Annotated in this window: 12 protein-coding genes; 2 read left to right on the top strand and 10 right to left on the bottom strand. The window is 71.4% G+C overall.

Going from position 1 to position 13,754, the window contains the following annotated elements; all coding sequences use genetic code 11:
- The first annotated feature begins 66 nt into the window (after window positions 1–66).
- Complete coding sequence (locus tag ACSDR0_RS02015; protein ID WP_435286960.1) at window positions 67–2,523, top strand: helix-turn-helix transcriptional regulator; 2,457 nt, start codon at window positions 67–69, stop codon at window positions 2,521–2,523.
- 11 nt (window positions 2,524–2,534) lie between these two features.
- Here the strand turns inward: ACSDR0_RS02015 and ACSDR0_RS02010 are convergent, their stop codons facing one another.
- The 10 genes from ACSDR0_RS02010 to ACSDR0_RS01965 all read right to left on the bottom strand — a co-directional run bounded on the left by ACSDR0_RS02010 (window position 2,535) and on the right by ACSDR0_RS01965 (window position 12,149).
- The gene (locus tag ACSDR0_RS02010) at window positions 2,535–3,953 is read right to left on the bottom strand and encodes an NAD(P)/FAD-dependent oxidoreductase (protein ID WP_435286959.1); all 1,419 of its coding nucleotides are present in this window, start codon (window positions 3,951–3,953) and stop codon (window positions 2,535–2,537) included.
- A 103-nt stretch (window positions 3,954–4,056) separates the two neighbouring features.
- Window positions 4,057–4,770 (bottom strand): VOC family protein, encoded by a 714-nt coding sequence (locus ACSDR0_RS02005; protein WP_435286958.1) that lies wholly within the window; start codon window positions 4,768–4,770, stop codon window positions 4,057–4,059.
- Window positions 4,704–5,576 (bottom strand): hypothetical protein, encoded by an 873-nt coding sequence (locus tag ACSDR0_RS02000; RefSeq protein WP_435286957.1) that lies wholly within the window; start codon window positions 5,574–5,576, stop codon window positions 4,704–4,706. Before ACSDR0_RS02000 ends, ACSDR0_RS02005 begins: the two co-directional genes overlap by 67 nt.
- A 47-nt stretch (window positions 5,577–5,623) precedes the next feature.
- A complete protein-coding gene (locus ACSDR0_RS01995) occupies window positions 5,624–6,418 on the bottom strand; it encodes an alpha/beta fold hydrolase (protein ID WP_435286956.1) in 795 nt (264 codons plus the stop codon).
- Window positions 6,415–7,329 carry a Rieske 2Fe-2S domain-containing protein gene (locus tag ACSDR0_RS01990; protein WP_435286955.1) on the bottom strand — a complete coding sequence of 305 codons (915 nt, stop codon included), beginning with the start codon at window positions 7,327–7,329 and terminating at the stop codon, window positions 6,415–6,417. The genes ACSDR0_RS01995 and ACSDR0_RS01990 overlap by 4 nt, the downstream gene beginning before the upstream one ends.
- The gene (locus ACSDR0_RS01985) at window positions 7,329–8,531 is read right to left on the bottom strand and encodes a flavin monoamine oxidase family protein (RefSeq protein ID WP_435286954.1); all 1,203 of its coding nucleotides are present in this window, start codon (window positions 8,529–8,531) and stop codon (window positions 7,329–7,331) included. Before ACSDR0_RS01985 ends, ACSDR0_RS01990 begins: the two co-directional genes overlap by 1 nt.
- Window positions 8,521–9,774, bottom strand: coding sequence for a cytochrome P450 (locus ACSDR0_RS01980; RefSeq protein WP_435286953.1), 1,254 nt, complete (start codon window positions 9,772–9,774; stop codon window positions 8,521–8,523). The genes ACSDR0_RS01985 and ACSDR0_RS01980 overlap by 11 nt, the downstream gene beginning before the upstream one ends.
- A gap of 111 nt (window positions 9,775–9,885) precedes the next feature.
- Window positions 9,886–10,725 carry an ABC transporter permease gene (locus ACSDR0_RS01975; RefSeq protein ID WP_435286952.1) on the bottom strand — a complete coding sequence of 280 codons (840 nt, stop codon included), beginning with the start codon at window positions 10,723–10,725 and terminating at the stop codon, window positions 9,886–9,888.
- Complete coding sequence (locus tag ACSDR0_RS01970; RefSeq protein ID WP_435286951.1) at window positions 10,722–11,675, bottom strand: ABC transporter ATP-binding protein; 954 nt, start codon at window positions 11,673–11,675, stop codon at window positions 10,722–10,724. Before ACSDR0_RS01970 ends, ACSDR0_RS01975 begins: the two co-directional genes overlap by 4 nt.
- A gap of 90 nt (window positions 11,676–11,765) precedes the next feature.
- Window positions 11,766–12,149, bottom strand: a complete 384-nt coding sequence (locus ACSDR0_RS01965) for a hypothetical protein (RefSeq protein ID WP_435286950.1) — start codon at window positions 12,147–12,149, stop codon at window positions 11,766–11,768.
- A gap of 311 nt (window positions 12,150–12,460) precedes the next feature.
- On the opposite strand from ACSDR0_RS01965, the gene ACSDR0_RS01960 reads away from it, so the two are divergent.
- Window positions 12,461–13,717 carry a cytochrome P450 gene (locus ACSDR0_RS01960; RefSeq protein WP_435286949.1) on the top strand — a complete coding sequence of 419 codons (1,257 nt, stop codon included), beginning with the start codon at window positions 12,461–12,463 and terminating at the stop codon, window positions 13,715–13,717.
- Window positions 13,718–13,754 lie beyond the last annotated feature (37 nt).

Below are 13,754 nucleotides of genomic sequence, written 5' to 3'. Positions count from 1 at the left end.
ATCGGCCTCACAACCGGATCGCCGCGAAAGACGGGTAGGGAACCCGTTGAGATCCGTATCGGAAGAATGGGACGATGGGGCATGGCTCCACTTCTTCACCGGGACCGAGAACTGACTGTATTCCGGGAGGCTATTGACGAGCTCCGGTCAGGAAAGCCGACCGTCGCGTCAATTCTTGGGGAAAACGGGACGGGCAAGAGCTCCCTGCTCGGCGCCATTACCGAGATGCTTCCACCACGTAGCCGGGTACTGCGGGCACGCTGCCATCCGAGCGAAAGTCATTTCGCCTACGGCATGGTCCGCCAGCTCTTCGACCCGGTGCTCTCCTCCGGTGAGCGGACCCGCAGGCAGTTCGACCGGGCCTCGGGCGGCGATGGCGCGGCCACCCACGACCTGCTGCTCAACCTGTTCCACATCACCAGGGACCTGGTCGCGGACCATCCGGTGGTGATCGTGATCGACGATCTGTCCTTCGCCGACACGCCGTCGCTGCGATGGTTCTCCTACATCGCGCGCCGCCTGGACGACCTGCCGGTGATGATGGTCGCCACGCTGCCCGGCAGCACCCCGGCCGGGCCGGCCGCGGATCTGGGCAAGCTGCCGTACGCGCGGTTCGTCCAGCTCAGACCGTTCTGCGCGACCTGCACGGCCGACTTCGTCGCGGAGGCGCTGGGCGCGCCGCCCGACGTGGAGCTGGCCGCGCTCTGCCACACGCTGTCGCAGGGAAACCCGCTGGTGCTGCGCGAGCTGACCAGTCGGATGCGGCAGGCCAGGATCAGTCCTGGCGAGCCCGACGCCGACCAGGTGCTGGAGATCGGCACGGCGGCCCTGTCCGACACCGTGCTCGAATGGCTGCACGACCACGACCCGGTGGCCTCGGAGCTGCTCACCCAGCTCGCCGTCATGGGACCCGACACCGACATCACCGTGGCGGCGATCCTGCTGAGCCAGGGCGAGCCGCAGATCCGGCAGGCCCGCCGGGCCCTCGTCCAGGCGGGTCTCATCACGGAGGGGCCGCCCGTACGGTTCCGCACCCCCCTGATCCGCGCGGCCGTGCTGTCGCGCATCGACAACCAGACCAGGCTCGGCCTGCACGAGCGCGGGGCCGCGCTGCTGGACAGGCTGGGCGCGCCGGCCGCGCAGACCGCCGAGCACCTGATGCTCACCGACTCCGACTGGGGGGTCCCGGTGCTGCGCAGGGCGGCCACCGAGGCGGTCGCGGCCCGCGAGTACGACGACGCGACCCGCTACCTGCGCCGCGCGCTCGCCTGCTCCGACGACCCCGCCACCATCCACGAGCTGACGTTGCAACTCGGCATGGTCGAGCTCCGCCACGACCTGGACGCCTGCGTCCGGCACGCCGAGGCGCTGGCCACCACCGCGCCGGACCCCACCCGGCGGGCCAGGTCGCTGCTGAACCTGGTCAGCCCCGCGCTGGCCGCCAGCACGGTGGGCGTCAGGCCGTTCGTCACCGCGGCCCACGAGCTGGCGGCCGTGGCGGACCCGCCGAGGGGGCCGCTGCTGCGGCTGACCGCACAGGGCGTGCTGTCGGGGTACCGCACCGGGTTGCGCAGGTCGTTGCGGATGGCCGTGTCGGGCGCGCAGGACGCGGCGGCGAAGGAGTTCTCCGGCGCGCTGGCGGCGATGGTCGCGGCGGGCGGGCGGTATCCGGACACCGCCAGGCGGCTGGCGGCGCGGGCCACCAGGGAACGCTCCCGCAGGGACCGGCCGGTCGGGACCGGCCTGGTGGGCGCCGCGCTGGCGTTCGGCTGGACGGGACGGCCCGAGGAGGCGCTGGACGTGTGCACCAGGATCCTGCAGGACGCCCGCACCTGGGACCAGCCGGACCTGTACGCGCTCGGGCTGCTCCTGCGGTCGGACGTCGGTCACCGGCGGGGCGAGTCCGCCGACAGCCTGCGGGACGCGCTCGACGCGCGGGATGGGGCCGAGCTGATCGGCGCGCGGGTGCTGGCCACGGCGGCCCGCGCCTGCGGCGCGCGGGCCCTGATCCGGCTGGACCGCACGGAGGACGCCGTGACGCTGATGCGCGAGATGACGACCCCCGCGGACGCCCACCCCCTCGTCAAGAGCATGGTCCTGGAGGTCCAGGGGCTGATCGCGGCGGCGGCGGACGACCACGTCACCGCGCTGAGCCTGTTCCTCGACTGCGGGCACCGGCTCTCCGCCCGCGGCATCACCAACCCCGCCTGCCTGCCCTGGCGCGCCCACGCGGCCAGGGCGTACACCGCGCTGGGTGAGCACTCCGCGGCTCGTACGATCGCCGCCGAACCGTCGGGGAGCCGGGACCACGACGCGCCGGACGCGCCGCCCTCACAGGCCCGGATCGTGCTCACCCCCGCCGAACAGCGGGTCGTCGAGCTCGTACGGCAGGGCATGAGCAGCATGGAGGTCGCCGAGCGGCTCTGCCTGAGCAAGCGCACCATCGACACCCACCTGGGCCGCATCTACCGCAAACTGGGCATCCGAGGGCGGCACCAGCTGTCCACCGCCCTCGGATTCTGACCGGTTTTCGATCAGCGAGGGGCCACCGGTTCGACTTCGGCGGCCCTCCCGATGCCCAGCCTCGGCTCGGTGACCAGATACAGCCTGGTCGCGTCGGCGGGGCCGCCGAGGTCCGTGCTCGCGGCCGGTCCGCCGGCCTTCCCGGCGACCAGCTCGCCGGCGAGCACCATCGCGTCCAGCGGGGCCGCGCCGCCGATGCGGGTGGCGTCGTCCAGGTCGGTCAGGCCCGAGGTGATCGAGGCGAAGGCGCCGTCGGCGGGTGCCGGGGCGTCGCCGCCGCGCTTTCTCATCAGCTCCGGGTACTGGCCCCTGGCCAGGCGCTGGGCCAGCCAGAAGTAGCTGTTCCTGCCCCGGTACTGCTCGTAGAATCCGGCGACCATGGAGAACATCCGGCCGTAGGCGTTGCGGTAGTGGGACTCGTGGAATCCCAGCGCCTCGCTCTCGGTGACCTCTCCCGCGTGCGTTGACAGGATGCTCGCCGCCGCCAGCATGCCGCTGTACATGGCCAGGTGCACGCCGGTGGAGAGCAGCGGGTCGAGGAAGCAGGCGGAGTCGCCCGCCAGGAAGTAGCCGGGGCCGCAGAAGCTGTCGGCCGAGTAGGAGAAGTCCCGCTCGACGCGGGCCTCGCCCTCGAAGTGGCCGCCCGCCACCAGCTCCGTCACCGTCTCCGACTCCGCGACCAGGGCGAGGAACATCGCCTTCTGCGAGGGGAACTCGGGCCTGCGGGCCAGGAAGTGGTCCTGGTGGGTGACGAAACCCACGCTGTAGACGTCGCCGCTGAGCGGGATGACCCAGTACCAGCCGTTGAGGGAGGAGATGACGTTGATGCCGCCCCGGGGGGTGTTCGGGAGCAGGGCGCCACCCCGGTAGTAGCCCCAGATGGCGACGTTGCGGAAGACGTCGTGCGGCCGCCGGTTGCGGAAGTGCTGGGAGGAGAGCACGCCGGCGCGCCCTGAGGCGTCCACCACGAAGTCGGCCGGGGACTCCCGGAGACGCCCGTCGCGCGCCCACTCCACGCCCACGGCGCGGTCGTCGTCGAAGAGGACCTTCTTCACCTGCGCGCCGTGGACCACCTCGACGCCCTGTGCGGCGGCGTGCTTGAGCAGGACGTCGTCGAAGTCGGCGCGCTCCACCTGCCAGGAGCGCACCTGGTCGCCGAAGAGGTCCGGCCAGTTGATCGTCCAGTCGCGCTCCGCGCCCCAGCGGAGCAGCAGGCCCTCCTTGACCTGGTAGCCGCGGGCCTCGATCTTCTCCCGGGCGCCGACGAGGTCGATGATGGCCCGGCAGGAAGAGGAGATCGACTCGCCGATGTGGTACCGGGGGAAGAAGTCCCGTTCCAGCAGGCGGACCCGGGCACCGGCCCGGGCCAGCAGCGCCGACGAGATCGCTCCCGCCGGGCCTCCGCCTATCACGACCACATCAGGCGCCATGAAATACCCCTCCCATGCGAGAATTGCTCACTCTGGAATCATCGCAAGAGTGTGGGAATCTTGTTAATACGTATTTATGCTCATTGTGATACGCATTTCTGGATTAATTTCCGCTGGTGAGGCCGAAGATCGCGCCCAGGGGATCGGCGAACAGGTTTGACCCCAGCGGACGGGCCCCGGCGGCCGGCGCCGCCGCGGCGGTTCCCGCGCTTCCGGCCTTCCCCTCGCTCCCGGTGTTCCCGGCGTCCTCGGTAGCACCGGTGTCCTGGATCTCGGAGACGCCGAAGAACGGCACCCAGCCGGTCCTGGACGAGGGGCGGATCACCAGGGGCACGTCGCCGTACAGGCCCCGGTAGAACTCCTCCGCCGCGCCCGGGCGGGCGGTGTGCAGCTCGCAGGCGCGCAGCGCGCCGGGCTCGTCCACCAGGACCACGCCCTCGTCCCTGCCGCCCTCCCAGAAACCGACGGCAGCGCCCGAGGGGTCGACGGCCAGGCAGAGGCGGCCGTCCTCGCCCGCGGGCACCGGGCCCATCACGACACGGCCGCCCAGGCGGCCGACCTCCGTCCGGGTGTGGTCGAGGTCCTTGGACGCCAGGTAGACGTTCCACGACGAGCCGGGCGCCATGCCCGTCGGGCCGGGCCCGAGGCCGCCGATGATCTCTCCACGCAGCGTGATCAGGTGGTAGCCGCGATCGTTCTCCCTGGTGAACTCCCAGCCGAACAGGCCGCCGTAGAACTGTTTCGCGCCGGTCAGGTCGACGGTGACGTGGTCAACCCAGCAAGGTGTTCCCGGGCCGTACGCGGTCCGCCGGGGCATGGTGTCTCCTGGATCATGTCGTCGATGAGTGCCGCGGCCTCCTCCGCGCCACCGAACTCCGGCATGAGCAGCCGGTAGCGGGGCGCGTCGGCCAGGTCCGAGGTGTTCGGCGGCCATACGTGCGGCTGGAAGGCCCAGGGCTCCAGCCTGCAGCGGTCGCCGTCTCCCTGGCAGAGCCTGACCAGGGTGGGCGGGGCGAGCCTGGCGGTGACGGGGACGATGGGGCCGAGCAGTTCCGGGCGGACCAGGACGGACTCCCCTGCCAGCGTCGGCTGGGCCCGCCGCCAGCTGCCGGGGGCCGACTCCGGGCCGATCAGGCCGCCGGTCCTGGCCGACTCCAGGGCGCTGCCGCGCAGGTCCAGCGGGACCTGGAAGGGAAGCGTGTGGCCGGTGGCCCGGTCGACCACGAGGAGCTGTCCCGACACCGGCCGCCAGGACCGCCCGGCCAGCGCGGTCGCCACACCGGCGCTGGGCGAGCAGGAGCTGCCGATCAGCGCGACCGTCGCGTCGTCCTTGGCCATGACGACGGCGCGCATCACCAGGAAGAGATGGTCGAGCACGGCGAACGGGGGAAGAGGGGGTGGCATGGTGCTCCATCCGCGGAACACGCGGCGCTGCAGCAACATCCCGTCGGAACGGTGGACCAGCAGCTCCCCGCCCGAGGACTTGCCGGTGAGAAGCTTCACGACCAGCTGTGGTTCGCCGGCCTCCACGAGGTGGTGGCCGAACAGGAATGTCACGTCGCCGAGGCTGAGCTCGGTGAGGACCACGATGGTCATGCCGAAGAAATTCAACAGCAGGGGCAACTATCCCCCCTTACGGGTGTCGAACTGTAAACGCTCGTACAGCAGCCTCAAATCCGGTCCACTCTCTCAGATAATTTCAGTCCCGCAAATACCACTTTTGCTGACATTTCCGGCTGTTCTAGCAGGGGAAGATGCCCCGAGTTAGGGATTGTCCGAATTTGGCATCGGGGGACCGTACGCCGCAATGTCTCGGCGTTGGCCACGAAGGTGGGCATGTCCGAGTCGCCGATGACCACCATGGTCGTGGCCTCGATCCGGGTCAGGTCCTCGGGCGGGTGCCGGTGCGCGCTGAGGGCGGCCATCGCCCCCGTGTCCAGCTCGGCCCAGGAGTGCCCGCCGATCACCGCGCGCAGCCGGGCCCGCAGCTCGGGGTGCGCCTCGGTGCCGCGGAAGATGTCCGGTGGGGAGCTCATCCACAACTCGGCCATCTGCTCCCGCCCGCCGCCCGCCCTGCGCACCATCATGAGCTCCATGTAGCGCCGCCGGGCCGCCGGGTCGGGCGGCGCGCCGCCGAGCGTCGGCGCCGCGAGCACCAGGCGCCGCACCACCTCGGGCGCCTCCAGGGCCATCTGCAGCGCGACGCTGGAACCGAAAGAGAGTCCCACCACCCGGTCCGCCCGCTCGGCCGCGGCGATTTCGGCCAGCCGTAACGCCAGCGACGGCAGAGTCGTACTGGGGCGCAGCGGTTCGGAGCCCCCGTGACCAGGAAGATCCACGCCGATGTGCCGCCAGCCGGGCAGCAGCTCCCACAGCGGCCTCCACAGCGTGAGGTCCATGGTGTAGCCGTGCACCCACAGCACCGCCGGGCCCGTCCCCGACCTGACGACCCGCAGTCCGTTCACGCCGGTTCCCCGAAGGTCGCGCAGAACTCCCGGTAGGCCACCACGGCCGCGTCCCTGCTGTCGAAGCGGGGCACCGCCCGCGGGTTCAGCCGCTCCCAGATCACCGCGTCCTCGGCCAGCGCGCGCTCGCTGCCGTGGATGAGCAGCGGCAGCTCCTCCCGCTGCTCCGGGCGCACCCCGATCGCCACCCGCGCCACGCATCCGCCCCTCTCGTACGGCACGGCGGCGGTGACGATGACCTGCTCCCATCCCGGCGGCCCGAAGCGGGTGACGACCACGCCGGGACTGTAGGCGCGGGCCAGGAACCGCGCCCGGGTGACCTGCTCCCCGGAGGTGCTTCCCGGCTTGGCCCCCATGACGAACTCGCCCTCGATGACCAGCTCGCCCTCGTCCCCGTCCCGGTGCGCCATCCCGCGCAGCCGAGGCACCTTGTGCACCTCGGTGAAGTGGTCGATGTCGAAGGCGTTCTCCACGATCAGCGCCGGATCGGCGGCCACCGGCCTGACCACGGCCGCCGTGAGCGGGTGGGTCGTCTCCAGCTCCTTGAGCGCCCTGGTGAGCCCCCGGTCGTCGTCCGGGCCGTCCGAGAGCCGGACGAACACGGCCTCACCGGAGACGATCACATGGTGCTCGCGCACCGACGGCCGCCCGGTGGCCTCGCCCAGCGCGATTCGGCGGCCGTGGAACGGGCAGACCAGGCAGCCGCCCGAGAGCCGCCCCCCGTAGCCGAGATGCGCGCCCCGGTGCGGGCAGTCGGCGTCGAAGACGCGGATCCCCGTCTCGTCCCGTACGGCCACCAGCCGCCGGGTACCGACCTCCAGGGGGGTCACCTCGGCTTCCAGCTCCGAGGTGAAGGCCGGGAGATACCAGCCGGAATGAGGTGTTCCCGAATGTCTCACATCTGACGTCATCAGCCCATCGCCTCCAGGAGCCGGTCGGCGGCGATCGCCCCGCTGGCGATCGCCCCCTGAACCCACGGCAGTCGCGTCCCCGAGACCGTGGCCTCGCCCGCGAAGAAAAGCGTGTCCGCGACCGGCTCGGCCCAGACCTCGGGAGCCCGTTCGGCGCCGAGCAGCGGCGCGGTGAACGCGCCCCCGCTCCACGGGTCGGCCCCCCAGTCGGCGACCTTGGTGTCCACCACTCGGGCCCGCGCGGCCCAGGGCAGGGCCACCGCGAGGAGGGCCGACAGTCCGGGACCGGTGGCGGCGCGCACGCGGGCGGCCGCCGCGTCCCTGGCCACGATCAGCGCCTCGGGGCGGCCCTCCCGGCAGCTCACGAAACCGCCGGCCCCGTCCGCGTCGAACACCGACGCCGTCTCCGGCGCGGGGACGGACAGGGTCGCGACGACGCAGCAGCCGTCCCCGCCGGCCAGGTCCCGCGCGGCCTCGGCCTTATGGTCGGGCAGGTCCTTGATGGTGAGCGTGCCGTGGGTCACGACGGAGGGCGGCACGGTCACCACCACCCGCTCGGCCTCCATGATCCCGGCCGGCGTCTGCGCGCCGACCCGTCCCGGAGACCAGCCGAGCACCTGGACGGGGCAGCCGGTGTGCACGTCGAGCCCCTCGGCCAGCCGTCGCGGCAGCAGGTCGAACCCGCCGGACACCACGAACTCCCCCCGCCCGGCGGTGTCCCCCCGCTGGGCCGCGGCCACGCCCCGGGCGCTGAGCCGTTCCGGGTCGGCGGCCCAGATCTGGCGGAACCACTCGCTCGCCACCGGGTACGGTCCGCCCCTGTCCCCGAGCCAGTCGTTCACCGACTCACCGGCCCCGGCGCCCTCGGCGTTCAGCCTGGCCTCCAGCGCCCACGGCGGATTCGGCGTGCGGGCCAGCGCCCCCATGGGACGGCCCACCCGCCCGCTGATCACCCGGGCCGCGGTCGGCCTCGGCGCCGTCTCGGTGTCCACGATCTCGTGCACGGGGTTCCGGTCGCCGTGGACGACCTGCGCGCCCAGCTCCAGCGAGGGCCCGCCGTCCGCGGGACGGAACGTCCGTATCCGGCCGCCCACCCGTGACCTGGCCTCGACCACCACGGTACGTACCCCGGCCTCGGCCAGGCGGGCGGCGCAGGTCAGCCCGCTGACCCCCGCGCCGATCACCAGGACCTCAGTACGCATCCCCGCCTCCCGGGTTCACGGGAAGGTCGCCGCTGTCCGCCGGGAGGTCGCCCAGGTCCGCCGGGAGGTCGCCCAGGTTCACCGGGAGGGAGCGCAGTCGCCGGGGGATCAGGGTGGCGGCCCAGGCGGGTTCCGCGTCGGCCAGCGACGCGGCCGGGAACCGCCGGGCCAGCCGGGACAGCAGCACCGCCCCGGTCTGCCGGACGAGCTGCGCCGCCAGGCAGAAGTGCGGTCCCCCGCCGAAGGCCAGGTGCGGGTTGGGCGTCCGGTCGAGCATCAGCTCCCCGGGCCTGTCGAAAACGGCCGGATCCCGGTTGGCGGCGGCCACGACCGCCAGCACCCGGGCCCCCCGGGGCACCTCCCCGCCGGGCAGCGTCACGTTCTCGACCGCGACCCTGGCCGTGAACGGGATCGGCGCCTCCAGCCGCAGCAACTCGTCCATCGCCGTGCGCGCCAGCTCGTCCCCGCCCTCGCGCAGCGTGGCCAGTGCCTCCGGGCGAGGCAGCAGCCAGTACAGCGCGTTGCCGATCGCCTCGGCCAGCGGCTGCCACCCGCCCACCACGGCCAGCCCGAGCACCCCGAGCATCTCCGGCCGGGTCAGCCGGTCGTCGGCGGCGAGCCGGGCCAGCGGGCTGGGGGAGGCGACCGCGCAGTGCCCGTCCAGGAACCGGCTCAGCTCCGCCATCGCCGACCTGCCCAGCGCCGCCACCTGCGGTCCGGCCAGCGGATCCAGATTGATCGAGGCCGCCTGGGCGAGCTGCGCGAAGACCTTCCTGTCACGCTCCGCCAGCCCGAACAGCCGCAGGAAGACCGAGGTGGCCAGCGGGCTCCCGATCTCCTTGACCGCGTCGACCACGGTCTCGCCCGCCAGCCGTTCGAGAAGGTCGTCCACGTCGGCGGCGATCCCCTCGGCCACCGACGCGATCGCCGCCGGTCCGAGTAGCAGCAGTCCCGGCGCGCGCAGCCGCGTGTGGTCCGGCGGGTCCGTGGTGAGCATCGACGGCGGCAAGTCCTCGCCGCGCGCCCGCCCCTGCTGCCCGGCGCTCGCCGAGAACCCCCGGTCACGCAGTACGGCGGCGCAGTCGGCGTGCCCGGTCACCAGCCACAGCCGCGACATCCGGTCGTGATGGACGGGAGCGTGGGAACGCAGCCAGTCGTAGGCCGGATAGGGGTCGGCCCTTCCCGGAGGGGAGAAGGGGTGGGACAGGTGGGCGGGGAGCCGGATCTGAGTGCCTGCCGTCACGCGTCAGTTTCCCTTGCTGTCGCTTGCCTGATGGGCGACTTTCCCGATCAGGCACCTGCATGATCAACCGTTTGTCCGATCAGGCGCCCGTACGATCGATCGTCCGCACGATCACCGCACGCGCGCGTTGCGCCAGCCGAACGTCAACGCGGTCAGCAGCAGGCCGCCGGCCGCCCACAGCCCGAGGACCAGCGCGACGCGGCCGAGCTCCCAGCCACCCGCCGGTTCCACGACGGTGAAGCCGTCCGGCAGGAACACCGAGCGGAACCCCTGCGCCATCCACTTCACGGGGAACAGCGCGGCCGTGGTCTGCATCCACGCGGGAAGCTGGTGGAAGGGGTAGAAGACTCCGGAGATGAACTGCAGCACCATGAACACCGGCGTCACGATCGCCGCGGCGGAACGGCTGTTCGGGATCGCCGCGCTGTAGGCGATCCCGGTCAGCGCGCACGTGACGGTGCCCAGCGTCAGCACCCAGGCGAGGGTGAACCAGCGCTGCGCGGTGCTGGGGAGGGGCAGTCCGAACGCGGTCACCGCGATGCTCAGCAGCAGCGCCATCTCCACCACGGTGGTCACCACGACCTTCACCAGCTTGCCGATGAAGTAGGCGGACTTGGGCATCGGCGTCATCGCCAGCCTGCTGATGAGCCCGGTGTCCCGCTCGATCGCGATGTTGATGGCGAGCCCGGAGAAGGCGGTGCTTATCACACCGGCGGCCACGATGCCCGCCATGAAAACCTGCCGGAAATCGGTCTCGGTGCCCTGCACCTTGCCGGTGAAGATCGCGCCGAACACCACCAGCAGGATCACCGGGAAGAACAGGGTGAAGACCAGCGACTGCCTGTTGCGGAAGAACGACTTCAGCTCGACCGACGACCGGGCGGCACTGGCCCGCCACAGGTCGGGCAGCAGCCCGCGGCCGGGCGCGCGAACGGATTCCGTGACGCTCACGTGTTCTCCTCCGGCTGTTCCCGGTGCCGGTCGATGAGGTTGATATAGATCTCTTCCAGGGTGAGCCGGTGCACGGTCAGCTCGGGCAGCTCGGCCCCGGCCCAGGCCCCCAGCAGGCTCACCAGCCGGGTCGGCTCCGAGGTCAGCACGGTGACCGGGTCGCCCGCGCCGGCCGGTCCCGGTTCGAGCACCGCCCCGCGAGGCAGGTCGGGCAGGTCCCGGCCGGCCAGCGACTCGGAACGCCGGAACGACACGGTGGCCGGGGTCGTCTCCCGCCCGCCCAGCTCGCCCGGTGGCCCGCAGGCCACCAGCCGCCCGCCCGCGATCACCCCCACCCGCGTGGCCAGCGTCTCGGCCTCGTCCAGATAGTGGGTCGTCAGCACCGTGGTGCGGCCGCGCCCGGAGAAGAACCGCACCAGCTCCCACGCCTCGCGGCGGGCGACCGGGTCGAGCCCGGTGGTGGGCTCGTCAAGGAAGATCAGTTCGGGGTCGCCGATCACGCCGACCGCCACGTCCAGGCGGCGCTGCTGGCCGCCGGAGAGTTCCGTGGTCCTCTTCTTCTCGTACGTTCCCAGGCCGACCATGTCGAGCACCTGCGTGGGCGGCAGCGGCCTGGGGTACATGGCGGCGAACTGTCTCACCACCTCACCCACCGTGAGATCGGGATAGGCGCCGGTGGACTGGCCGACCACCCCGATGCGCGCCCGCCATTCCCGCGGGTCCCTGGCCGGATCCTGGCCGAGGACCTTCACGTCTCCACCGCTCCGCCGCCGTACTCCCGTCAGTATTTCGACGGTCGTGGTCTTCCCCGCGCCGTTCGGCCCGAGCAAGGCGAACACCTCGCCTCGGTGCACCCGCAGGCTCAGATCTGTGAGCACCACGTGCTCTCCGTAACGCTTGTTCAGGCCGGTGACGGCGACCGGATCGTTTTCCGCGGCGGCGGAAGCCATCGACTTAATCCTCCGATGGAGACGAGAACGGGAACGGCATGGCGACTTTCAAAATGCCGCCGTGAACGACGGCGGAAATGTCGCCGTAAATCAGGTGCAGCAGCAGCAGGGGCAGCAGCAGTAGTAGCAGGCATCCGCCTCGGCGCCGGCCGAGATGTCGGACAGGTCGCCCTCGCTGAGCTCGGCGGCGTCGACCACCGGCGTCTCAGGGATGTGGAACTCGAACTGCCCGGTCGCCAGGCCCACCTCCCACAGGCCGACCTGGACGTCCAGGTTGCCCTCCTCGTGCCCCTCGGGGATGTGCCGGACGATGACGATCTCGGCGTCCTCCGGGACCACCAGCCCGGACTCGGCCAGCGCGGCACGCGGGTTCGCGTTCAGCCGGGCCGCGTACTCCTCGTCCGACCAGGCGGTGATGAGCGTGCGGGTGTAGGCGTTGATGAATTCCGCGCGCTCCTGCGGCTCGAGTGCCATGCGATTCTCCCTCTCGGGTGTTTGCCGCTGCTTTCTGCGTTGGCAACTGAAATGGACTCTCGCATGCCGGGCGGCGCATACCAAGACTTAAGTTATTCGCCATTCATGTAAGTATTGATACCTTCTCCGATGCGGTGTTACATTGGCAGCATCCCACAGTACGGATGGAATCATCAATAATACTCAATACGTATATCCGGTGCCCGTGAATACGTAATGGAGATACTTAGGCGCGTTGAACGGAGGTGTCGGTGACCACTACCGGCACGCGGTTTCCCCCGGGTCCGTCCGGCCCGGTGGACATGGGAGGCATGCGTAGCGATCCGCTGGGGTTCGTGACCGGCCTGGCCCGTCGCTACGGCGACGTCACCGGCCATCACGCGAACGGCGAGACCGTCTTCATGGCGCACCGCCCGGATCTCGCCCGGCACATCCTCAAGGACAACGTCGGCAACTACACGAAGGAGAACACGCCGGACGACCACATGCTGCGCCCCCTGCTCGGAAACGGCCTGCTCACCAGCACCGGCGCGGAATGGTCACGTCAGCGCAGGCTGTGCGCCCCGGCCTTCCGCCGCAGCGAGGTCGCCTCCTTCGACGAGATCATCACCGACGAGACCGCCGCCCTGCTGGCGCGCTGGCGTGGCCCGGCGGAGACCGGCGCCCCCCAGCAGGTCGACCACCACCTCACCTCGCTCACCCTGTCGATCCTGACCCGCGCGGTGCTCGACGTGGACCTCGGCGCGGCGGGCGACGGGTTCGGCCGGGCGGTGGACGACGTCAACCGCTTCATCGGCCACTACGTACCCGACCCCGATCCCGACCCGGCCGACACGGTCCGCAGGCGGCAGGGCTACGTACGCGCCCGCGCCCTCCTCGACATGATCACGCGTACGGTCATCGCCTCCCGCCGCGCCTCTCCCCGGACCACCGCCACCCTGCTCGACACCATGCTCGGCTCCCTCACGGACACCGACCTCCGCGACCAGGTCCTCACCCTGATCATGGCCGGTCACGAAACCACCGCCAAGGCCCTGACCTGGACCCTCTACCTTCTGGACCGTCACCCGGAGGAGGCCGAACGGATCCGCGCCGAGGTCGACCGGGTCCTTGGCACCCGCCGGCCCACGGCCGAGGACCTGCCCGACCTGCCGCTGTGCCGCCGGGCCGTGCAGGAGGCGATGCGCCTGTACCCCCCGGTCTGGCTGATCTCCCGCCGCGCGACCGGCCACGACGAGCTCGACGGCCACCCGGTACTACCTGGCACGCTCGTCTGCGTCAGCCAGTGGGTCCTGCACCGCGACCCCCGCTACTGGGACCGCCCCGATGCGTACGTACCCGACCGCTTCGACGGTGCCGACCTCCCGAGCCACCTGTACCTGCCGTTCGGCGGCGGCGAGCGCATCTGCATCGGCCAGCACCTGGCACTGATCGAGGCGACGCTGGTCCTGGCGATGCTGTCCCAGTCGGTACGGCTCACGCTGGAACCCGGCTTCCCGGTGGAGCCGGAGGCCCTGGTGACGCTCCGGCCGAAACACGGCATGCGCATGATCGTGAGCTCCCGATGACGACCCTGGGAAGTACGGCACGCACATGGTCGTGACC

The sequence above is a fragment of the Streptosporangium sp. G11 genome (genome assembly GCF_051192615.1).
GTDB lineage: Bacteria > Actinomycetota > Actinomycetes > Streptosporangiales > Streptosporangiaceae > Streptosporangium.
The sequence above is the reverse complement of the archived record's forward strand: the minus strand, read 5'-3'. Positions and strand labels throughout refer to the sequence as shown.

What these genes read in the sequence shown, in the direction of transcription:
- ACSDR0_RS01960 (WP_435286949.1), top strand. Translation starts at nt 12,461, where the DNA reads ATGCGTAGCGATCCGCTGGGGTTCGTGACCGGCCTGGCCCGTCGCTAC.
- ACSDR0_RS01965 (WP_435286950.1), bottom strand. Translation starts at nt 12,149, where the DNA reads ATGGCACTCGAGCCGCAGGAGCGCGCGGAATTCATCAACGCCTACACC.
- ACSDR0_RS02005 (WP_435286958.1), bottom strand. Translation starts at nt 4,770, where the DNA reads ATGCCCCGGCGGACCGCGTACGGCCCGGGAACACCTTGCTGGGTTGAC.
- ACSDR0_RS01970 (WP_435286951.1), bottom strand. Translation starts at nt 11,675, where the DNA reads ATGGCTTCCGCCGCCGCGGAAAACGATCCGGTCGCCGTCACCGGCCTG.
- ACSDR0_RS02010 (WP_435286959.1), bottom strand. Translation starts at nt 3,953, where the DNA reads ATGGCGCCTGATGTGGTCGTGATAGGCGGAGGCCCGGCGGGAGCGATC.
- ACSDR0_RS01985 (WP_435286954.1), bottom strand. Translation starts at nt 8,531, where the DNA reads ATGCGTACTGAGGTCCTGGTGATCGGCGCGGGGGTCAGCGGGCTGACC.
- ACSDR0_RS01990 (WP_435286955.1), bottom strand. Translation starts at nt 7,329, where the DNA reads ATGACGTCAGATGTGAGACATTCGGGAACACCTCATTCCGGCTGGTAT.
- ACSDR0_RS02015 (WP_435286960.1), top strand. Translation starts at nt 67, where the DNA reads ATGGGACGATGGGGCATGGCTCCACTTCTTCACCGGGACCGAGAACTG.